At 72.2% G+C, this 20,015-nt stretch carries 16 protein-coding genes and 1 riboswitch; of the genes, 8 read left to right on the forward strand and 8 right to left on the reverse strand.

What is annotated here, in order from left to right; genetic code table 11:
- Positions 1-31: 31 nt before the first annotated feature.
- The gene (locus ACFYZJ_RS24805) at positions 32-1,654 is read left to right on the forward strand and encodes a DUF5691 domain-containing protein (RefSeq protein WP_388571395.1); all 1,623 of its coding nucleotides are present in this window, start codon (positions 32-34) and stop codon (positions 1,652-1,654) included.
- 196 nt (positions 1,655-1,850) lie between these two features.
- On the opposite strand, the gene ACFYZJ_RS24810 is transcribed toward ACFYZJ_RS24805, so the two are convergent.
- Positions 1,851-2,267 carry a cobalamin B12-binding domain-containing protein gene (locus tag ACFYZJ_RS24810; protein WP_388571396.1) on the reverse strand — a complete coding sequence of 139 codons (417 nt, stop codon included), beginning with the start codon at positions 2,265-2,267 and terminating at the stop codon, positions 1,851-1,853.
- A gap of 644 nt (positions 2,268-2,911) precedes the next feature.
- Between ACFYZJ_RS24810 and ACFYZJ_RS24815 the strand changes: the two genes are divergently transcribed.
- Entirely contained in the window at positions 2,912-3,769 is an 858-nt protein-coding gene (locus ACFYZJ_RS24815; RefSeq protein ID WP_388571398.1) for a lipase family alpha/beta hydrolase, read from the forward strand.
- Between the two features lie 288 nt (positions 3,770-4,057).
- The gene (locus tag ACFYZJ_RS24820) at positions 4,058-5,581 is read left to right on the forward strand and encodes a M23 family metallopeptidase (protein WP_388571400.1); all 1,524 of its coding nucleotides are present in this window, start codon (positions 4,058-4,060) and stop codon (positions 5,579-5,581) included.
- An 85-nt stretch (positions 5,582-5,666) separates the two neighbouring features.
- Here ACFYZJ_RS24820 and pcrA read toward each other — a convergent pair whose 3' ends face one another.
- Entirely contained in the window at positions 5,667-8,174 is a 2,508-nt protein-coding gene (gene pcrA / locus ACFYZJ_RS24825; RefSeq protein ID WP_388571401.1) for a DNA helicase PcrA, read from the reverse strand.
- Positions 8,175-8,425: 251 nt separating this feature from the next.
- Positions 8,426-8,597: riboswitch (cyclic di-AMP (ydaO/yuaA leader) on the forward strand.
- A 7-nt stretch (positions 8,598-8,604) separates the two neighbouring features.
- On the opposite strand from pcrA, the gene ACFYZJ_RS24830 reads away from it, so the two are divergent.
- Together ACFYZJ_RS24830 and ACFYZJ_RS24835 are read left to right on the forward strand one after the other, a co-directional pair.
- Complete coding sequence (locus ACFYZJ_RS24830; RefSeq protein ID WP_388571403.1) at positions 8,605-9,744, forward strand: NlpC/P60 family protein; 1,140 nt, start codon at positions 8,605-8,607, stop codon at positions 9,742-9,744.
- Between the two features lie 96 nt (positions 9,745-9,840).
- Positions 9,841-10,815: a tellurite resistance/C4-dicarboxylate transporter family protein gene (locus tag ACFYZJ_RS24835; RefSeq protein ID WP_388571405.1), complete on the forward strand. Its 975-nt coding sequence runs from the start codon at positions 9,841-9,843 to the stop codon at positions 10,813-10,815.
- On the opposite strand, the gene ACFYZJ_RS24840 is transcribed toward ACFYZJ_RS24835, so the two are convergent.
- Positions 10,793-11,146 (reverse strand): hypothetical protein, encoded by a 354-nt coding sequence (locus tag ACFYZJ_RS24840; protein WP_388571407.1) that lies wholly within the window; start codon positions 11,144-11,146, stop codon positions 10,793-10,795. The genes ACFYZJ_RS24835 and ACFYZJ_RS24840 overlap by 23 nt on opposite strands.
- A gap of 432 nt (positions 11,147-11,578) precedes the next feature.
- Between ACFYZJ_RS24840 and ACFYZJ_RS24845 the strand changes: the two genes are divergently transcribed.
- Positions 11,579-12,658, forward strand: coding sequence for an NlpC/P60 family protein (locus ACFYZJ_RS24845; protein WP_388571409.1), 1,080 nt, complete (start codon positions 11,579-11,581; stop codon positions 12,656-12,658).
- A gap of 17 nt (positions 12,659-12,675) precedes the next feature.
- On the opposite strand, the gene ACFYZJ_RS24850 is transcribed toward ACFYZJ_RS24845, so the two are convergent.
- Both ACFYZJ_RS24850 and ACFYZJ_RS24855 read right to left on the reverse strand, forming a co-directional pair.
- Complete coding sequence (locus ACFYZJ_RS24850; RefSeq protein ID WP_388571410.1) at positions 12,676-13,383, reverse strand: LuxR C-terminal-related transcriptional regulator; 708 nt, start codon at positions 13,381-13,383, stop codon at positions 12,676-12,678.
- Positions 13,380-14,672 carry a PspC domain-containing protein gene (locus tag ACFYZJ_RS24855; protein ID WP_388571412.1) on the reverse strand — a complete coding sequence of 431 codons (1,293 nt, stop codon included), beginning with the start codon at positions 14,670-14,672 and terminating at the stop codon, positions 13,380-13,382. The genes ACFYZJ_RS24850 and ACFYZJ_RS24855 overlap by 4 nt, the downstream gene beginning before the upstream one ends.
- A 177-nt stretch (positions 14,673-14,849) precedes the next feature.
- Between ACFYZJ_RS24855 and ACFYZJ_RS24860 the strand changes: the two genes are divergently transcribed.
- Both ACFYZJ_RS24860 and ACFYZJ_RS24865 read left to right on the forward strand, forming a co-directional pair.
- Complete coding sequence (locus ACFYZJ_RS24860; protein WP_388571413.1) at positions 14,850-16,532, forward strand: PspC domain-containing protein; 1,683 nt, start codon at positions 14,850-14,852, stop codon at positions 16,530-16,532.
- Positions 16,519-16,761 carry a hypothetical protein gene (locus tag ACFYZJ_RS24865; RefSeq protein WP_388571415.1) on the forward strand — a complete coding sequence of 81 codons (243 nt, stop codon included), beginning with the start codon at positions 16,519-16,521 and terminating at the stop codon, positions 16,759-16,761. The genes ACFYZJ_RS24860 and ACFYZJ_RS24865 overlap by 14 nt, the downstream gene beginning before the upstream one ends.
- Positions 16,762-16,779: 18 nt before the next feature.
- Here ACFYZJ_RS24865 and ACFYZJ_RS24870 read toward each other — a convergent pair whose 3' ends face one another.
- The 3 genes from ACFYZJ_RS24870 to ACFYZJ_RS24880 form a co-directional block, all read right to left on the reverse strand.
- A complete protein-coding gene (locus ACFYZJ_RS24870; protein ID WP_388571417.1) occupies positions 16,780-17,310 on the reverse strand; it encodes a TQO small subunit DoxD in 531 nt (176 codons plus the stop codon).
- A gap of 268 nt (positions 17,311-17,578) precedes the next feature.
- A complete protein-coding gene (locus tag ACFYZJ_RS24875) occupies positions 17,579-18,868 on the reverse strand; it encodes a hypothetical protein (protein ID WP_388571418.1) in 1,290 nt (429 codons plus the stop codon).
- A gap of 252 nt (positions 18,869-19,120) precedes the next feature.
- Positions 19,121-19,915 (reverse strand): class II aldolase/adducin family protein, encoded by a 795-nt coding sequence (locus ACFYZJ_RS24880; protein WP_388571420.1) that lies wholly within the window; start codon positions 19,913-19,915, stop codon positions 19,121-19,123.
- Between the last annotated feature and the right edge of the window lie 100 nt (positions 19,916-20,015).

Genomic DNA, 20,015 nt, shown 5'->3' on the forward strand with positions numbered 1-20,015 from the left:
TACCACCCGTACCGGCCCGGAAGGGACTGACATGAGTGCGACTCCCGCTCCCGCGGACACGTCCTCCGCCGTGCCCTGGGAGGAGCTTGTCACGGTGGCCCTGCTGGGCACCGACCGGCGCACCCCGCCCTGGCTGCCGTCCGGCGCCCAGGCTCCGACGGCACTGCTGGACCTGGCCGCCGTGGAGACCGTCCGCCGCAGGGCCGGGCTGCGCCCCGCACCGGCCGCACCGCGCCCGGAGCCCGCGGCGGCGGACCCCCGCCCACCGCTGCCGCCCGCGGCAGCCCGCAGACTGGCCCTGCTGCTGTCCGACCGCCCCGGCACGGGCGGTGGCGGCCGCCGGGGGACGGCCCCCGACCTCATGGAGCTGCTGCCGCAGTGGCTGGCGCTGGCCAACGAACGCGGCTACGCGCCACCCCCGCAGACGCTCCCGGCGCTGCTGGACGCGGCCCGCGCCCGCACGGACCTGCGGTCGGCGGCGCTGGCCTTCGCCGGCCCGCGCGCCCTGTGGCTGGCCCGGATGAACCCGGAGTGGCGCTTCGCGCTGCGCTCCGTGCCCGGCGGCGGCTCCGATCTGCCGCCGCCTCAGGAGCCGGACCGCGTCCGACGACTGTGGCGGGAGGGCCTGTTCGCCGAGCGGGTGGCCCTGCTCACCGCGCTCCGCGCACGGCACCCCGCCCTCGCTCGGGACCTGCTCGCCGGTACGTGGACGACGGAGCGGGCCGAGGACCGCCTGATGTTCCTCGACTCGTTGCGCACGGGACTGGAGCCCGCGGACGAGACCTTCCTGGAGCAGGCGCTCTCCGACCGCAGCCGCAATGTGCGGGCGACGGCGGCGGAGTTGCTGTCCGCGCTGCCGGATTCGGCCCTGGCCGGGCGGATGGCGACGCGGGCGGCGGCCTGCGTCGCGGTCGACCCGACCCAGGGGGAGCCGACGATCGTGGTCGAGGCGCCGCACGAGTGCGATCCCGGTATGGAGCGCGACGGGGTGGTGCCGAAACCACCGGCGGGGCGAGGCGAACGGTCGTGGTGGCTCGGCCAGTTGGTGGAGGCGGCGCCGCTCGGCACATGGCCGGTCCGGCTCGGGGGGCTTACGCCGGAGGAGATCGTGGCGCTGCCGGTGGCGGACGACTGGCGGAGCGAACTGCACGGGGCCTGGTGCCGGGCGGCGGTACGGCAGCGGGATGCCGCCTGGTCGCGGGCCCTGCTCGGTCCGCCGTCCGCACCGGAGGCCGCGGGCCCCGGGGCGGTGTCCCTGGCTGAGCGGGCGAAGCTGCTGTCGACGCTGACCCCCGGGGAACGGGCCGACTGGGTCGCCGGGTTCATCGCCACCCACGGCCTGTCGGAGGCGTTCCAGCTCCTCGGGGTGTGCGCGGTGCCCTGGGCCGCTCCCTTGGGCCGTGCCGTCGTCGACGCCCTCAACATCGCACGCGACGCCGGAAGTTACCCGTGGAGCTTCAGCGGGGTGATGGGACTGGCGGAGCGGTGCCTCGACCCGGCGGAGGCGAGCCACCTGGATGCGCTGACGGCGATACCGGACGAGCCGGAGGACGCCTCTCCGGGTGCGGGCGGCTACTGGGCGGAGGCGTTCCAGCGCCTGACGACGACGCTGCGGCTACGGGCAGCGATGGTGGAGGAACTGCGGGATGCGTGAGCCCGGGGCTCCACCCAGCCGTCGGTCCTTCCATCCAGCCATCGGCCCTTCCATCCAGCCGTCGGTCCTTCCGCCCGGCGCCCGTCCCTCCGCGCCGGACTTCGACCAGCCCGCCGCAGCGGGCGTGTCCGGTCTCCGCAGGTCGCGCCTGAGACGGCGTCGTACCTGCGGAGGCGCGAACGGCACCGCCCGGGTATCACGCCTCGGCCGGCTGCCGCACGTTCGCCCGTACCCAGTCGACGATCGACGCGGTCGTAGCCCCCGGCGTGAAGATCTCCGCGACGCCCTTCTCCTTCAGCGGGGGGATGTCCGCCTCGGGGATGATGCCGCCGCCGAAGACCAGGATGTCCTCCGCGTCACGCTCCTTCAGCAGGGCGATCACCGCGGCGAACAGCGTGTTGTGCGCCCCGGAGAGGATCGACAGTCCGATCGCGTCGGCGTCCTCCTGGATCGCCGTGTCGACGATCTGCTCGGGCGTCTGGTGGAGACCGGTGTAGATGACCTCCATTCCCGCATCGCGCAGCGCCCGCGCGATCACCTTGGCCCCGCGATCGTGGCCGTCGAGCCCCGGCTTGGCCACCACCACGCGGATCGGACCGGCTGCCACACCCATCACTGCCTCCATGAAGCGACTACACACACCCTGTACCGATGGACCGCCTGCCGCCACATCACCGCACCGGCGGACACACGGACCGCACGGTCGGCACGCCTCGCACCGTCGGATCAGGCCCCGCCGGCACCGGCGCCCCGTGTCGTACCGACCCGGGAAGTGAACGAACGTTATCGCCAGCATCCCGCAACCGGCAGTTTCACGGTGGTGACCGAGGGGGAAATCACACAATGGGACACGTTCGCCGCGCAGGGTCCCCCCTCCCCGCGGCACACGCGCCGCAGCAGCGGCTCGAGCGCCGTGGTCCGAGGGGATCGTGCGCAAGGAGAGCCGCACCAAGGCGGCCGCACCACCGCCCCACCAGCGGGGCGCCGTGGTGGTGGGGTACCGCCGGCGAAAGGAATGCAAGGGCACGAAAGCGGGGAGCATCACCCGTACGAGGAGGACGGGACACCACGCCACGAGGCGGGCGGGTTCACGTCACCACGACGAAAACGGCGCCCGTCGCGCACCGGCGCCGCACGCGCCGCACCCGCGGCACGGCCGTACCCGCGGCACCTGCCCCGCAGGCCACTGCCACGGCTTTCCATGAGGGCACCCGGGGGACATGGAAGTCCTCGCGCGTGCCGACGGGAGGTCGGCCAATGAAGGTCACCGGGGTAGTAGAGCCTCTGGTTCCACTGTGCCAGCGCCTGTTCCCCAGCAGACTGGCCGGACTCTCCATCGCGCTGCTGAAGGCGACCGCCCTGGAGCTGGCGATTCTCGCCGGACATCTGCTCCTGTATCCGTCGGGAATCATCCAGGAGCGCCGCTGCGCCCCGCTCCCGCCCCCTCCGGACACCGCCAAGCTGCCCACCGAGGCCAAACCCCCGGTGATCCTTCTGCACGGTTTCATCGACAACCGCTCGGTCTTCGTCCTGCTGCGGCGGAACCTCGCCCAGCACGGCCGTCAGCACATCGAGTCGCTCAATTACTCTCCGTTGACATGCGACATCCGCACGGCCGCGGAGCTGCTCGGTCGGCATGTGGAGGAGATCTGCGAGCGCACCGGCCAGCGGCAGGTGGACATCGTCGGGCACAGCCTGGGCGGCCTGATCGCGCGGTACTACGTGCAGCGGCTCGGCGGCGACCTCCGCGTCCGCAGGCTCGTCACGCTCGGTACACCCCACTCCGGCACCCGCGTCGCCCCACTCGCGAACGCCCACCCCATCGTGCGCCAGATGCGTCCGGGGTCGGAGCTGATCGAGGAGCTGCATGAGCCGGCCCCCGGCTGCCGTACGCACTTCGTGAGCTTCTGGAGCGACCTGGACCCGCTGATGGATCCGCTCGAGGCGGCATGTGTCGACCATCCGGACCTGGTGGCGCAGAACATCCGGGTGAGCGGCATCGGCCATCTGGCCCTGCCGGTGCACCCCGCGGTCGCGGCGGGGATACGGCAGGCGCTGGACCTCGAGGAGCCGGCGGCGACCGTGGCCCACACCGGCGGCCTCACGGTGGCGTGACGCCCCGCCGCGCGCCACGCCTGACACACACACCACCCGGCATCCGCACCCGGCATCCGCGCTCGACACAGCACCGGCACAGCCGCCCGACAGCTCCCAGTCACCCACGCGCCTTCGAACGTTCATCGAACGCAGCGCCAAAGCCTCGTGCGGTGACCGCCGAAACACGGCCGAATGCCCGTTTCCTGCCTGCCGGAAACCTGCGGAAGATTGTCGCGCCCGCGTACCGCCGGGTACAGTCGCCGCACTGCTCTGGCAGCCCCTGTTGTCGAGGCGAAAGAGAAGTCGGTGAACGACCGTCACCCGTCGGGGATCGCAACACCCCCGGCCCCGGCCCCCGATGCCGCCTCGGCGCAGTACGCGTCGTACGGCCCCCAGGGTGGCCAGTACGGTGAGTTCACGACCTACGCCGACTCCACCGCGGCCTTCACGGCCGATCCCCTCTTCGGCAACCTCCCGGACGATGCCGGGACCGGCTCGTACCACACGGGCCAGTGGTCCACCGGAAGCCACGACACGTTCGGCACCGGCACGCACCAGACGCCGCACTACGACCCGTACGCCGCCCAGCACCACGCCGCGTTCGACACCGGCGCCCATGACACGGCGGAGTGGGCGGCCGGCTACCAGCAGCTGGCCGCGATTCCCGCACAGGCCCCGGCCCCCGACGCCACCGGCCAGTGGGACGCCCAGGCCTGGCTGGAGGCGGAGCAGTCGACGGTCCTCACCCAGCAGTGGGAGTGGGGCACGCAGAACTTCGACACGGGTGCCTACGACGCCACGCAGTGGAACTCTGCGGGCAGCCCGGAACACGAAACGGAACAAGCGGCCACCGGCAGCTTCGAACACGTCGTCCCGGAGCCCTTCACCGACGCCGATCCCTTCGCCGACGCCGAGCGTTTCGCCGACGCCGAGCCCTTCGGTCACCGGGCAGCCACCGCCACCTTCGATCAGCTCCCGTCCGAGCGACCCACCGACGACGACGTCCCGTCAGGAACGGTCGGCGACGTCTCGTTGGTCGACGACCAGGAGGAGCGCACGCCCGTCCCGTCCTCACGTGCCGCATCCCGTGCCGCGAGCCGTTCCCGGCGTCGCACCCCGGCGAGGCGGTCCGCGCTGCTCACGGTCGCGGTGCCGTCGGTGTGTGTGATGGGGGTCGCCGGGATCGCCGCGGCGACCGTCGGCGTGGGCGGGGACGACGGCAAGGACACCACGGCGAGCGCCGCTGACACACCGGTGAAGCCGTCCGCCGCCAACAACAAGCTGGACTCCCAGCTCGCGAACCTCTCCGCGGGCGCGAACGACTTCGCGGACCGGGCGAGTCGCACCCAGGAACGTATCGACCTCAAGGCCCAGCAAGTGGCCGAGCAGAAGAAGGCGGCGGCCGAGGCGGCGCTCAAGGAGCGGCTGCGCCCCAAGTTCGCGCTGCCGGTCCTGCAGAAAGGCCTCAGCGCCTACTTCGGCCAGGCGGGCGTCAACTGGATGTCCGTGCACACCGGCATCGACTTCCCGGTGTCGTACGGGACGACGGTGATGGCCGCGACCGACGGCACCGTGCAGACCAAGTGGAACAGCGCGTACGGCAACATGCTGATCGTGACGGCCAAGGACGGCACGCAGACCTGGTACTGCCACCTCTCCAGCTACCGGGTCCCCTCCGGCGCGACGGTGAAGGCCGGTCAGCCGATCGCGTACTCCGGCAACTCGGGCAACTCCACCGGACCGCACCTCCACTTCGAGGTGCGACCCAGCGGCGGCGCCGCGATAGACCCGCTGCCGTGGCTGCGGAGCCACGGGCTCGACCCGACCTGACCGACCGGCTCCTCGGCCGACCGGCTGCCTGACCGACCGGCTCCGCGGCGAGCCCCCGCCGTCCAGCGAGGGCCCGGACGCGCGGCTACAACTTCTCCACCGGCGCGTACCGCAGCAGCAGTCGCTTCGGCTTCTCGTCCCCGAAGTCGATCGTCGCCTCCGCGTTCGACCCCGTGCCCTTCACAGCCACGACCGTCCCCAGCCCGAACTGGTCATGGGTGACACGGTCGCCCACCGCCACCGAGACCACCGGCCGCTCCGTCGCACCGCCCCGGCGCGTGGCGAACCCGCTCGCGCCCGCCGCCGACGAGCGGGAGCGGGAGGACGACAACGAGGCCGCCACCCCCGAAAGCGGTCCGGACGACCCCGCTGCGGAGACACCGCCCTTCCGCTTCCACTCCACGTGCTGCTCCGGGATCTCCTCCAGGAACCGCGAGGGCGGGTTGTACGACGGCTGGCCCCAGGCGCTGCGCATCGCCGACCGCGTCAGGTACAGCCGCTCCCGCGCACGGGTGATGCCGACGTACGCCAGGCGCCGCTCCTCCTCCAGTTCCTTCGTCTGACCGAGCGCACGCATGTGCGGGAAGACGCCGTCCTCCATGCCCGTCAGGAACACCACCGGGAACTCGAGGCCCTTCGCGGTGTGCAGGGTCATCAGCGTGATGACGCCGTCGCCCCCTTCGTCGTCGGGGATCTGGTCGGAGTCGGCGACGAGTGCGACCTGCTCCAGGAAGTCGGCCAGGGTGCCAGGGGCGGCGGTCCCTGCGGTCTCCGCACCCTCGCCGCGCTCCTGTTCGAACTCCAGGGCCACAGCGGCGAGTTCCTGAAGGTTCTCGATCCGGGTCTCGTCCTGGGGGTCGGTCGAGGACTGCAACTCGGCCAGGTAGCCGGTGCGTTCGAGGACGGCCTCGAGGACCGTGGCCGGTCCGGCGCCCGACTCCACGATCGTGCGCAGCTCCTCCATGAGCACGTTGAACCGTTTGACCGCGTTGGTGGAGCGGGCCGCCATGCCGTACGCCTCGTCCACGCGGCGCAGCGCCTGCGCGAAGCTGATCTTCTCGCGCTGGGCGAGGGCGTCGATCATCGCCTCGGCGCGCTCGCCGATGCCCCGCTTGGGCACGTTCAGGATGCGCCGCAGCGGCACGGAGTCCTCCGGGTTCGCCAGCACCCGCAGGTAGGCGAGGACGTCCCGGACCTCCTTGCGCTCGTAGAAGCGGACGCCGCCGACGACCTTGTAGGGCAGGCCGACGCGGATGAAGACCTCTTCGAAGACACGGGACTGGGCGTTGGTGCGGTAGAAGACGGCGACGTCGCCCGCCTTCGCCTCGCCCGCGTCCGTGAGCCGGTCTATCTCGTCGGCGACGAACTGCGCCTCGTCGTGCTCGGTGTCGGCGACATAGCCGGTGATCCGGGCGCCGGCGCCCGCATTGGTCCACAGGTTCTTGGGGCGGCGGGACTCGTTGCGTTCGATGACCGCGTTGGCTGCGCTCAGGATGGTCTGCGTGGAGCGGTAGTTCTGCTCCAGCAGGATCGTCGTGGCGTCCGGGTAGTCCTCCTCGAACTGGAGGATGTTGCGGATGGTCGCGCCGCGGAAGGCGTAGATCGACTGGTCGGCGTCGCCGACGACGCACAGTTCGGCGGGCGGGACGTCGTGCTCGCCGGGCGGGACGTCCGCCGGGTGCTCAGAGGTGCCGACGAGCTCGCGCACCAGGGCGTACTGGGCGTGGTTGGTGTCCTGGTACTCGTCGACGAGCACATGGCGGAAGCGGCGGCGGTAGTGCTCGGCGACGTCCGGGAAGGCGCGCAGCAGGTTGACCGTCGTCATGATCAGGTCGTCGAAGTCGAGCGCGTTCGCCTCGCGAAGGCGGGACTGGTAGAGCGCGTACGCCTGGGCGAGGGTCTTCTCGAAGCCGTCGGACGCCTGGGCGGCGAAGTCCTCCTCGTCGATCAGCTCGTTCTTCAGGTTGGAGATCTTGGCGCTGAAGGACTTGGGCGGGAAGCGCTTGGGGTCCAGGTCCAGGTCGCGGCAGACGAGGGCCATCAGGCGCTTGCTGTCGGCGGCGTCGTAGATGGAGAAGGAGGAGGTGAAGCCGAGCTTCTTGCTCTCCCGGCGCAGGATGCGGACGCAGGCGCTGTGGAACGTCATCACCCACATCGCGTTCGCGCGCGGGCCGACGAGCTGCTCGACGCGCTCCTTCATCTCGCCCGCGGCCTTGTTGGTGAAGGTGATCGCGAGGATCTGCCCGGGGTGGATGCCCCGCTCGGCCAGCAGGTACGCGATGCGGTGGGTGAGCACACGGGTCTTGCCGGAGCCGGCGCCGGCCACGATGAGCAGCGGGGAGCCGGCGTGCACGACGGCCGCGCGCTGGTTCTCGTTCAACCCCTCCAGCAGCGCCTCCATGTCGACGGCAGGGCGGTGCGCGCCGTTGCGGTAATAGGCGTCCCTGTCCGGTGGCAGGTCGAACTTCCCGCCGAACAGATCGTCCGGAACCGGCTCCGGAGCGTGATCGTCATCGGGCGGCGGGGGCTCCTCCTCATGGGCCGGAGTGGCCTTGAGGTCCGCCAGGAAGCTGTCGTCAAAGAGGCTGCTCATCGCTCTCCGAGTCTAGGCCGCCCCACCGACAACCCGCCGCCGCCCTGGAAACTCCCCTCGAAAGGCGACCGCCCGAGCCACCGCGACCTACCGGAATCAACCGTTCACCCTGCGCTCCCAGAGAGCGCCGCCACGAGGAAGGTCACGAAAACGCATCGGGCATATCACGCATCAACCTTCACAGCAGCCACAGCAGTTGGCTACCGTGCCGGTCAGGCCGCACGACCCCCACCGGCGAAGGTCGCCGGGCCGCGCGGCCTCCGCCGAGTCCGGTGCCCCGTGGCCACCGGAGCCGGGGCCCCCCGACCTGGGGTGAATCGGCCAACCGCCCTGCGGGGCACGGCCGTAGGGCACACCTTCCGCAACCCCCCCACCGAGCCCGAACCCGACAGCTAACCCGGTAGGCGGACTACGGAAGGAGACGCCCTTCATGGCGCCGCACCGCAAGGCGCGCCCCTCGGGCACGCGCTTCGCCGGCATACGCACCCCCGTCCTCGCGACGGCGGCCCTCACCTCCGTGGCGCTGCTCCCGCAGAGCGCCGACGCCGCGCCCTCCGCCGACGGCAGGCCGAGCGTCGAGGACGTCGAGAAGAAGGTCGACGAGCTCTACCGCCGCGCCGAATCGGCCTCCGAACGGTACAACGGGGCCAAGGAGAAGGCGGACCGGCAGCGGGGACGCGTCGCCGCGCTCCTCGACGACGTCGCAAGACGCGCCCAGAAGCTGGGCGAGACACGGGACCGGCTGGGTTCCTTCGCCGCGGCCCAGTACCGCGCCGGGGAGGCGGCCCCCGACACGGCCACCTTCCTCCTGGCCGACACGCCGCAGGACTACTTCGACCAGACCCAGCTGATGAGCCGGCTCACCAGCCGTCAGAAGGAAGCGGTCGACGAGTACGCCACCGCGCAGGCCGCGACGATGAGGAAGCGGCAGGAGGCCACCGAGAACCTGCGGTCGCTCACCGACTCGCAGCAGACGCTGCGTTCGGCCAAGGCGGACGTCCAGAAGAAGCTCGCCACCGCGCGTGCCCTGCTGTCGGAGCTGACCGCGCAGGAGAAGGCACGGCTCGCTGCGCTGGAGAAGGAGAAGCAGGAGGTGGCGCGGCGGCAGGCCGAGGAGCTGGCACGCCAGCAGGCGGCACAGCGCCAGTCGTCGTCCACCACCACGCCCGGCTCGCCGGGCTCCGCCACGGACTCCACGGACTCCGCGTACGCGACGAAGGCCGCCGAGGCGCTGGCGTTCGCCCGTGCGCAGGTCGGCAAGCCGTACGTGTGGGGCGCCACCGGGCCCGGCTCGTACGACTGCTCGGGCCTGACCCAGGCCGCGTGGAGGGCCGCCGGGGTGTCACTGCCGCGCACCACCTACGACCAGGTGAACGTGGGCACGACGGTCCCGCTCACCGACGCGCGACCCGGTGATCTGATCTTCTTCTACGACGACATCAGCCATGTCGGCCTCTACATCGGCAACGGCATGATGATCCACGCGCCGAAGCCGGGGGCGTACGTCCGCGAGGAGTCGATCTACTCCGGGGGCACGTCGATCATCCGCAGTGCGGTGCGACCGGCATGACCAACGCCTGCCGGGCACGCGCGCGTGGGGTTGTTTTCCGCCTTCGACGCGCGTGCCCCCGTACGAGCGCCTGTCCGCGTACCTAGCATCGGGCGCATGTCAGGGACCTCCGCGCTGCGCGCCTGGTGGGCGCCGCGTCCGCCCGCCACCGGGGCCGCCGTGATGGCGACCGGCGTCCTGTCGGTCGGGCTGCACCTGACCGGCGCCCAGGTTCTCTCCCGCATCGCCCTGATCCTGGCGGGCGCCGCCTGGCTGGCGCTCGCCGCCGACATCGCCCTGCAACTGCTGTGGGACCGGGCGCAGTGGCGGGCCCGGGCGGGTTCACCGACGGCGCTCACCGTGGTGCCGGCGACCACCGTGCTGGGCTCGGGAGTGTCCGCTCTGGACGGGCAAGCGCTCGCCGAGGCGCTGCTCGCACTGGCCGTGGTGCTCTGGGCCTGCCTGGTCCCGTTGACCGTGCCGAACTGGGAGCGCCGGATGCCCGGTGCGGTGTTCCTCGGGTGCGTGGCGGCGGAGGGCATCGCGGTGCTGGGAGCGCTGCTCGCGGCGGCCGTGGGGGTGGCGTGGCTCGCCCACGCGGCGCTGGTGTTCTTCTGGCTCGGGCTGGTGTTCTACCTGATCGGGCTGGGCTGCTTCGACTTTCGGCAGGTGGTGAACGGGCCGGGCGACCACTGGATCATGGCCGGAGGGCTCGCCATCTCGGCGCTGGCCGGTTCGCAGCTCATGAGCGCCGCACACAAAGGGCTCTACCTGTGGAACAACGACGACAGCGGTGTCCTGCGCGGCGTCACCGTCGCCCTCCTCGTCCTCGCCCTGGCCTGCTACGCCGCCCTGGCGGTGGGCGAGGTGCTGCGGCCTCGGCTCCACTACGACGTCCGGCGCTGGTCGACCGCGTTCCCGATGGGGATGACGGCGCTGGCGGCGCTGTCCGTCGCCTCCTCGGTCGGCGTGCCGTGGCTGCGCGGCCTCGGCCGGGTACTGCTGTGGATCGCGGTGGCCGCCTGGTTCCTGGTCCTCGCCGGAGCCGTCGACTCCGCCGTGGACGGCGTCAGGTCCAGAGCACGGCGATGAAGATGTTCGCCAGCGTCGCGGCGCCGACGAGGCCGAAGAGGGGCTTCTCGACGGTCTCCTCGTCCCGCTTCACATAGACCAGGCCGAGGATGACGATCAGCAGGGCCAGCTTGATCCCGATCTTGATCGTGTTGACCGAGTGGTGGTCCGCCTGGTTGAGACCGACCAGCACCACCCCCGTGACCAGCATGGTCAGCGCGCCGTGCAGCATCCCGGGCACGAAGCGTGCTGTTCCCTGACCCATCGCCTTCATCTGGGTGAGGAAGCCGCCGAGGAGCGCGGCGATGCCGACGATGTGCAGGCCGACGAAGAGGTGGATGAGTACGTCCATGGGGCCGGAGCCTAATCAGCCCGCTTGTGTCCGCTGACACCACCCCTGCGGATGTGACGCCGCTCGCTCGACCCTCCCGCCCGACTGCATATATGCGCCCTATAGCACTCGGCGACGGCCCGATGCGCGGGATCCGCCGCATCGGTCATCGCTGAGCGTGAAGACGGCGACCCCGCACGGGGATCACGGCTACATACGGTCACCGTCAGTCCGGTCACGCCACTTCCGCACATCCGGTCACCATCGCATCACGGACGGGTTTAGCGTCCTCCCCCAGGTGCCCGGCTCCCCATCGCCGCCCGGGCCAGGGGCGGCCGTCGGGTACCACCGCCGAGAAGTCCGGCGGCGGCCCGTTCCCCCTGTGCGGTCCGCCGCCGGACACGTGACACCGCCCATGGCCCCGGCGGTCGTACGAAAGGACGTGACGTCCAGGTGGCAGCGCACCGCAAGCCCAGACAGCGTTCGCTCGGCGGCGGCACAGCCCGCACCGCCGCCACGATCGCCCTCGCGGGAGCGGCGACCGCGACCGGCTTCGACGGCACGGGCCATGCAGCGCCGCCGCTCTCGCCGGCCCAGGTCAAGGCCAAGGTCGACACGTTGTACCAGGAGGCGGAGGCCGCCACCGAGAAGTACGACGGCGCCAAGGAGCAGGCGGATGAGGCGCAGAAACGGCTGAACGCCCTGCGGGACGAGGCGGCCCGCCGGACGGACCGGCTGAACTCCGCGCGGGAGGCACTGGGCTCCGCGGCGGCGGCACAGTACCGCGACGGCGGCCTCGACCCGGCAGTGCGACTCCTGCTGTCCTCGGATCCCGGGCAGTACCTCGACAACGCCGCGTTCGCCGAGCGGGTGGACAATCGGCAGGCGGCAGCCGTGACGCGGGTACGCGACCAGCTGCGCGAGATCGAACGGCTGCGCGGTGCGGCACGCGTCGAGCTGGCCTCACTGACGTCCCGGCAGGCGGAGCTACGGCGACAGAAGCGGACGATCAACGAAAAGCTGGGCGCAGCACGACAGCTGCTGTCCCAGCTCACGCAGGGACAGCGGGCGCAGCTTGCGGCGGACGGGGGCGCGGGGCGGGCGTCGCGGTCCGAAGGGCGCGATCCGCTGGGCGCGGTATCGGGTGCGGTCTCGGCCGCGACGGCGACGGCTCAGGCCCCGGACGCCCGGGCGGCGGCCGCGGTGGCGTACGCGTACGCCAAGCTCGGCAGCCCCTACGTCTGGGGCGCGACCGGCCCGGACGCCTTCGACTGCTCGGGCCTGGTGCAGGCCGCGTACCGCTCGGCGGGCATCTCCCTGCCGCGGACGACCTACTCCCAGATCGACGCGGGCCGCCGCGTCTCGCGCTCCGAACTCCTCCCCGGAGACCTGGTGTTCTTCTACTCCGGGGTCAGCCATGTGGGGATCTACATCGGCCACGGTCAGATGATCCACGCCCCGAACCCGTCGGCACCGGTCCGCCTGGCACCGATCGACGAGATGCCGTTCGCGGGGGCCACGCGGGTGGTGTGATCCGGACGGGCCCGCGCTCACACCAGCCGGCGTGCCGTCGCCCAGCGGGTCAGTTCGTGGCGGTTCGACAACTGGAGCTTGCGCAGGACCGCCGAGACATGGGACTCCACCGTCTTCACCGAGATGAACAGTTGCTTGGCGATCTCCTTGTACGCATAGCCGCGGGCGATCAGGCGCAGGACCTCGCGTTCGCGCTGGGTGAGGCGGTCCAGGTCCTCGTCGACGGGCGGGGCGTCGGTCGAGGCGAACGCGTCCAGGACGAAGCCGGCCAGGCGCGGGGAGAAGACGGCGTCCCCCTCCTGCACGCGGAAGATGGAGTCGACGAGGTCCGAGCCGGTGATCGTCTTCGTCACATAGCCGCGGGCCCCGCCCCGGATCACACCGATCACATCCTCGGCGGCGTCCGACACCGACAGCGCCAGGAAGCGCACCGGCCGCTCGGGGTCGGCCGTCAGCGAGGCGCAGCGGCGCAGCACCTCCACCCCGCCGCCACCCGGCAGGTGGACGTCGAGGAGGACGACCTCGGGGCGGGTGGCGGTGATGACCGCGACCGCCTGGTCGACGTCGGCCGCCTCACCGACGACCTCGACGCCGGTCAGTTCCGTCTGTCCGATCTCCGCCTGCACTCCCGTGCGGAACATCCGGTGGTCGTCGACGAGTACGACCCGCACCCGCCGGTCCGCGTTTCCGCCGGACACCGCGGCCTCCCCGTTCGTGTCGCTCATGACGTCGTCTCCGCCCTCTCCATCTCCAGCTCGACCTCGGTGCCGCCGTCCGGCACCGCGCGCAGCCGTGCCGTGCCGCCGTTGCGCTCCATTCGGCCGATGATCGATTCTCTGACACCCATGCGGTCGGCGGGTATCGCGTCGAGGTCGAAGCCGGGGCCGCGGTCGCGGACGGACACGAACACCGTCTTGCCCTCGACCTCGGCGTAGACCTGGACGGCGCCGCCCTCGCCACCGTACTTGGCGGCGTTCACCATCGCTTCGCGCGCGGCCTGCATCTGTGCGCCTATCCGTTCGTCGAGGGGGCAGTCGCCGACGATGACGACCTCTATGGGTACCCCGTGCTTGTCCTCCACCTCCGCCGCGTTGCGCCGGACCGCCTCCGCGAGGGAGTCGGGCTCTTCCGCCTCGTCCTTGCCGGTCCCTTCCGGTTTGTAGAGCCAGGCGCGCAGGTCGCGCTCCTGGGCGCGGGCGAGGCGGCGCACCTCGCCCGCGTTCTCCGCGTTGCGCTGGATCAGGGTCAGGGTGTGCAGCACCGAGTCGTGGACGTGGGCCGCGACCTCGGCGCGCTCCTGGGCGCGGATGCGCATCAGGCGCTCTTCGGACAGGTCCTGGGTCATCCGCACCAGGTACGGCCCGGCGAGCAGCGTGATGCCGACGAGGACCGCGAGCGCTGCCTGCAGGACCGAGCCGAGGTGGGCGGCGGAGCCCTGCAGCACGAACACGCCGGAGACACCGGCGGTGACCAGCAGGACACCGGCCGCGGCACGCAGCAGGGTGAGGGTGCGGCGGCGGCTGCCGACCTCCATCCAGCGGGCCCGCCGGGCGTTGTCCGCCTGGCGCCAGACCAGGGCGACGCCGGCGGCGACGAGAACGGCCGGTATGAGGTACACCTTGGCGACGCCGTCGAGCTTCATGCTGCCCACGAAGGTCAGCGCGATGACGACCATGAGGAGCAGGGCGACGATCTGACCCCGGTCGGGCTTGCGGGCGACGAGTCGGCGGCGGCCGTGGGGTGAGGTCTCGGTCGCGACCATGGAAGGGGAGCGCCGGTCATCGACGCCGCCGACGCCGAGCGGGACGAAGAACCAGAACGCGGCGTACAGCAGCGCGCCGAAGCCGTGTGCCAGGAACAGGCCGACGAAGACGAGGCGCACCCAGATCACGGGCAGCCCGAGATGCCCGGCGAGCCCCCGCGCCACGCCCCCGAGCCAGCGTCCGTCGCTGCTGCGGTAGAGCTTGCGCGGCGGCCGCGGATCGGTGAGGGGCAGCGTTGCGGCGTCCGGCATGCCAACGATGGTCACACGACGGGACCGGCCGGGCATCAGGGTCGGTCCCTTAGACGCCCCTGATCTTCGAATCCGGGTGATCGAACACCTCCCCCCGGCGGCGTCAGGGCAGATTTCAGGGTTGGGCCAGGGTCGTCCCGACTGCCGCAGGGCGCCCGCGGCGGCGACCATGGACGCATGACAGATCAGCAGCACGCGGCGGGGCACGGCCCTGGCGTCGGGCACGCCTCCACGGCGGGGCGCGGACCCGATGGGGAGCGGGGTGCCCGGCCGCCGGGAGACCGGGCGGGGGACGCAGCCGCGCGGCAGGCCATGCCCGCGTCCGGCCCTGCCGCGCCCGCTGCGGATGACGAGCCGCGCACGCAGGCGGGCCCGGGCGTGCGGCAGGATGCGGCCGTGCGCGAGAACGGAGGAGAGGACGCCGGCACGGGTGAGGGCGGGGCCGGACCCCCGGGGCCGGGTGCCCGCGCGGGTGCGGCGGCGCGCGAGCAGGCCGGCGCCCGGAAGGACGAGGCCGGACGCGGGGGAACCCCCACACCCGGCGACGCGGCGGTGGCCGAGGAGCCCGGCCGGTTCCGGCGTGACCGGCGGCACAAGATGCTGGCGGGGGTCTGTTCGGGCCTGGCCCGGCAGTGCGACATGGATCCGGTGATCTTCCGGATCGTGCTCGCGGTGCTCTCGGCGGCAGGCGGCCTCGGCCTCATCTTCTACGGCTTCGTCTGGCTCCTCGTGCCCTACGAGGACGAGGAGGAGAACGAGATCCGCAAGCTGCTGACCGGTCGCGTCGACGGTCAGGCCCTGGCCGCGGTGCTCTTCGCCCTGGTGGGCTGCGGAATCTTCCTGTCGATGCTCAGGAACGGCAGCGTGCTGACCTTCGCAGCCGTCCTCTCCCTGCTCCTCGCCGGCGCGGGGTACTGGTCGCGGCAGCGCGGCGTTCCCGGCCCCGACCCTTCCCCAAGCTCTCGGCTGCGCTCGAGCAGGGGAAACCCCATTGCGGCGCAGGCGGTGGCCGACGCCCCGCCGGAGGCCACGGCACCCCCCGTCCCCGCCGCCTACCCCTCCTGGTGGCGCGACCCCATCGTCAAGGACGGCACCCACGTGGGCGGCACGGGCTATCTGTGGGGCCCGAGCGACACCGCCGGCCGTGATGTGGCGGCGGCGGTCGCCATCGCCCGCGGCTCCTCGTACGCGGAGCGCATACGGACCGAGCAGCGGCCGCGACCGCGGGGGCCGCGCTGGATAGGCGGCTGGGTCTTTCTCCTCGCCCTGCTCGCGGGCGGTCTCGGCACCCTTGTGACCTGGGACGACCGGTCGCTCGGCACGAGTCTGCAGACTGGCCTGGCGTGCGCGCTGTTGGCGTTCGGCCTGGGCATCGCGGTCAGCTCGTTCCTCGGCCGTACGGGAGCGGGCTCGGTTTTCCTCGCGGTGCTCACGGCGGCCCTGCTCGCCGGCTCGGCCGCCCTGCCGAGGGACATCGGCACCCGGTGGAGACACACCACTTGGGCGCCGACGTCGGTGGCCGCCGTGCGGGAGAGGTACGACCTGGGCAACGGCGTCGGCACTCTGGATCTCAGCCGTCTCAGGCCGGCCGGGAACCAGACGGTGACGACCCGGGCCGAGGTGGGCGTGGGTCGGCTGAAGGTGGTGGTCCCTCGGGATGCGACGGTGAAACTGAACATCGACACCGGTGTGGGCGACATCCGGTTGCCGGGTGACTCCCCCAAGGACGTGGACGTGGAGCCGGGCAAGCATCGGCAGGTGACGCTCACCCCCGAGGCCGGGACGAAGAAGACGGCCACGCTGCGCCTCGACCTGGAGGTCGGCGTGGGCCAGGTGGAGGTGGACCGTGCTGCGTCATGAGTTCCAGCCGGGCCGGCTGGTGGCCGGGATCTTCCTGGCCGGTGAGGGCGTCGCTTACGTGGGTGATGCCGAGGGGGCGTGGAAGACACCCTGGTTCGCGATCTTCCCGATCGTGATCGGCGGTCTCTGCCTCGCGGCCGTGACCGGCCTGCTCACCCGCGCGATACGCAGGCACCGAGCGCCCCGCGCCGGCCGTCAGGCCGAACCGGAGGAGACGAGCGTGGGCTAGCTAGAGCGTGTTGCAAGCTCAGCGGTAGCCGCCCGTGCGTTGCCGTCGTCGGGCGCGCAGGGCGGCGTCGAGGGACAGGACCGGGGTGCCCGCGAGGACCAGCGGGATCCAGGCCATCAGGTAGGCGAGGTCGTTGCCGTAGTAGTAGGGGGTCGATGCCCAGCTGACGGTCAGCCACAGGCTCAGCGAGATCAGCGCGCCGCCGAGTGCGGCGAGGCGGCCCAGCAGCCCGAGGAGCGTGCCGATGCCGACGGCGAGTTCGCCGAAGGCGATGGCGTAGCCGAAGCCGACGGGGTTCTTCAGCGCCAGGTCGACCAGGGCCGGGATCGCGGACGTGCCGCGCACGGAGTGCATCAGCTCGCCGATGGACCCGGAGCCGGAGGCGTGCATGAAGGCGCTGTTGGTGAGTTTGTCCAGGCCCGCGTAGATGAAGGTGACGCCGAGGAAGACGCGCAGTGGAAGCAGGGCGTACCGGGTGGCGGTGTCCCGCCAGGTGCTGCCCTCGTCGACGTAGGAGGTGTGGGAGTCCGTGCGAATGCCATGAACCATCGTGCCGCCGCCTCTCGCCCGCCGTGCCCAGCCCTTGCCCCTCAACAGACCATACGTACGAAAGGGGGCAACCGCTCAACCGCTGCGCACACAGTTTTCCCGCCCTTGCCCCAGGAGTTCGGGCATCAACCCGGCAGCGACGGGATGACGCCCGGCTCGGCGCGGCGGACCCGGGGGCACCGCGGCTGGGCCGAACGGGGCACAGCACCCGGCGGTCGCGGCGCCAGGCACCGGAGCCTGCTCGCCCGGTCCGTGGCACCGTGGCCGGTCACTCCGTGACGTCGATGGTCACCCGGTTGGTCTCCACGCCGGCCGCCGTCACCACCTGCACCTCGACCCTGCCCGGTTCCACATCCGCCGGCACCGGCACCGTGAGCAGGGTGTCCGTCGGGTTGCTGAAGCCGCCGGTGACCGGCACCAGCGGGACATGGACATGCACGGCGCCGATGCGGACCACCATCCGGGACAGCCGGTCCGCCTTGTGGGCGCCGGGGGGCACGAAACCGGCGCCGCGGATCTCGATGTCGTCGCCCGTGCGGATCGGCGCGTCCAGGTCCCCCGCCTCCCGCGCCCGGACCACCGAGAGGATCACCGGACGTCCGCCCTCCGCGTACTTCCCGGCGAGGTAGGTCGCCGCCGAGACCAGGACCAGCAGCGCGAGCCCCCACGGCAGATCGGGCAACTGGTCGGGGCGGCGGGCCAGCCGTACCACCGCGAAGGCCAGGGCGACCGCACTGACGATCACATACTGCGTGTCCGGGAAGCTGCCCCGCCCCGAATCGTCCGTGAGCAGGTCCGCCGCCCGCGGCCGGTCGGCACGTACCTTCTGCAGCCGCTGGCCGAGCACCCGCAGCCCCACCACCCGCCGCACCAGAACCGCGATCCCGCAGACCACGGCGACCACGGTCACCACGCCCACCCCGCGCGCGAGGCCGAGCCCGGCGATCAGCGCATCACGCCGGCCCTCGGCCGAGGCCGCCGTCAGCTCACCGACCAGCACCAGCACCGCGTACACGACGAACAGCACCCAGCCGGCGGCCACCGCGCGGGAGGTCGACAGCCGGTTGTCCTCCCCGATGACGGGCGCGAGCGCCCCGCCGCGCGCCCGGTGCAGATACCCGGCGGCGGTCAGCGCCGCTCCCACCAGCACCGCCGCGACCAGCCCGGCCGTACGCGCCACGGTCCACCCGGCACCGATCGCGGTGAGCGCCTGCGCCAGCAACAGGGCGCCGACGGCGCCCCACACCGCGATCAACGTGCGCCGCCACAGCCGGCCCAGCCAGGCCTCGGCGTCCGCGCGACCGCGCTCGGCGACAACCGCGGCGGACTGGGTCAGCTCGTCGGACACCCACTGACGGGACGCGGACGCGGAGTGCGCGACCGCCGCGGGCAGCCCCCGCCCGGACGCGAACTCCTCTCGCATCGCCAGGAACTCGGCGACCGCGCGCCGGTGCCCCTCGCGCGCGCCGTGCGGGCAGTCCCCGCAGGTGCAGCCACCCTCGTGCGTACCCGGGCCGCTCCCGCGCCTCTCGCCCTGCCTCGCCTCCTGCACCGCCACGCCCGCTGCCGCCTTCCCGCGCCACAACATCACACCGCGCCAGGCCCCCGATCGGGCCGGACGTACGATCACCGGAGCCACCCGGCCCCGCCGTGCAACTGCCGTGTGACGACAGCGAATTGTGCCGTACGGAACACCTCCCGCGTCCGTCAGGTCCGGTCCGGGCGGGTGAAACCGCGAACCCCCGATTGACCCGGCCGCCGGCCGTCGGCGCCCCCGTCCGCCGTTTGCGGGCGGTGCGGCGTCGGCGGGTCAGCCGAGGAGGTCCGGTTCGCTGCGGGTGATGTGCTGCCACAGGGGCTGGTAGTTGATCCAGGCCACCAGGTCACCGCCGAGCTGCTCCCGGGTCGCCACCGCCTGCCGGTGGTCGATCAGGACGGGGCGTCCCGCGGCCTTCGCGGTCAGCTGCACCTGGCAGGAGCGTTCCATGGACAGGAACCACCAGGCCGCCGCGTCCACCGAGTCGCCGACGGTCAGCAGCCCGTGGTTGCGCAGGACGAGCGCCTTGCGGCTGCCGAGCGCGGTCGCGATCCGACGGCCCTCCTCGGCGTCGACGGCGACGCCGGTGTAGGCGTCGTACACGGCGTGATCCTCGTAGAAGGCGCAGGACTCCTGGGTGATGGGGTCCAGCAGATCGCCGAGCGCGGCGAGGGCCCTTCCGTGCACCGAGTGGCAGTGGGCGACGGCGACGACATCGGGGCGGGCGGCGTGGACCTGGGCGTGCACGGTGAAGGCGGCCTGGTTCACGTGGTAGCGGCCGTCGATCACCTGACCGTCCTGGTTGGCGAGCACCAGGTCGCTCACGGTGACGTGCCGGAACGGCATTCCGAAGGGGTTGACCCAGAAGCAGTCCGTGAACTCCGGGTCGCGTGCGGTGATGTGTCCCGACACCCCGTCCTCGAAACCGAGCCGCCCGAAGATCCGCAGCGCGCCCGCGAGCCGCTCCTTGCGGTGCCGGCGCTCGTCCTCGGCCGACTCGTGCATCGGCGGCATCGCGAACCGCAGCTGGTCGGTGGGCAGGGGCGGGGGCGGAGTGGGGCCGTGCATGGGTCCTCCGGCACTTGACTTCGTCAACGGGCCGGAAGGTACCGCCGACCAGGCGAGGATGACAGCGCTGGTTGGTAAAGATGCCGCGCGGGTGGTTCCG

Origin of the sequence: Streptomyces sp. NPDC001848, assembly GCF_042891915.1 — a bacterium.
Taxonomy (GTDB): Bacteria; Actinomycetota; Actinomycetes; order Streptomycetales; family Streptomycetaceae; genus Streptomyces.

Bases quoted from the DNA above. Each gene is read 5' to 3' on its own strand.
- ACFYZJ_RS24830 (WP_388571403.1), top strand. From the start codon at position 8,605: ATGGCGCCGCACCGCAAGGCGCGCCCCTCGGGCACGCGCTTCGCCGGC.
- ACFYZJ_RS24870 (WP_388571417.1), bottom strand. From the start codon at position 17,310: ATGGTTCATGGCATTCGCACGGACTCCCACACCTCCTACGTCGACGAG.
- ACFYZJ_RS24810 (WP_388571396.1), bottom strand. From the start codon at position 2,267: ATGGGTGTGGCAGCCGGTCCGATCCGCGTGGTGGTGGCCAAGCCGGGG.
- ACFYZJ_RS24805 (WP_388571395.1), top strand. From the start codon at position 32: ATGAGTGCGACTCCCGCTCCCGCGGACACGTCCTCCGCCGTGCCCTGG.
- ACFYZJ_RS24835 (WP_388571405.1), top strand. From the start codon at position 9,841: ATGTCAGGGACCTCCGCGCTGCGCGCCTGGTGGGCGCCGCGTCCGCCC.
- ACFYZJ_RS24840 (WP_388571407.1), bottom strand. From the start codon at position 11,146: ATGGACGTACTCATCCACCTCTTCGTCGGCCTGCACATCGTCGGCATC.
- ACFYZJ_RS24860 (WP_388571413.1), top strand. From the start codon at position 14,850: ATGACAGATCAGCAGCACGCGGCGGGGCACGGCCCTGGCGTCGGGCAC.
- ACFYZJ_RS24815 (WP_388571398.1), top strand. From the start codon at position 2,912: ATGAAGGTCACCGGGGTAGTAGAGCCTCTGGTTCCACTGTGCCAGCGC.
- ACFYZJ_RS24850 (WP_388571410.1), bottom strand. From the start codon at position 13,383: ATGAGCGACACGAACGGGGAGGCCGCGGTGTCCGGCGGAAACGCGGAC.
- pcrA (WP_388571401.1), bottom strand. From the start codon at position 8,174: ATGAGCAGCCTCTTTGACGACAGCTTCCTGGCGGACCTCAAGGCCACT.
- ACFYZJ_RS24880 (WP_388571420.1), bottom strand. From the start codon at position 19,915: ATGCACGGCCCCACTCCGCCCCCGCCCCTGCCCACCGACCAGCTGCGG.
- ACFYZJ_RS24855 (WP_388571412.1), bottom strand. From the start codon at position 14,672: ATGCCGGACGCCGCAACGCTGCCCCTCACCGATCCGCGGCCGCCGCGC.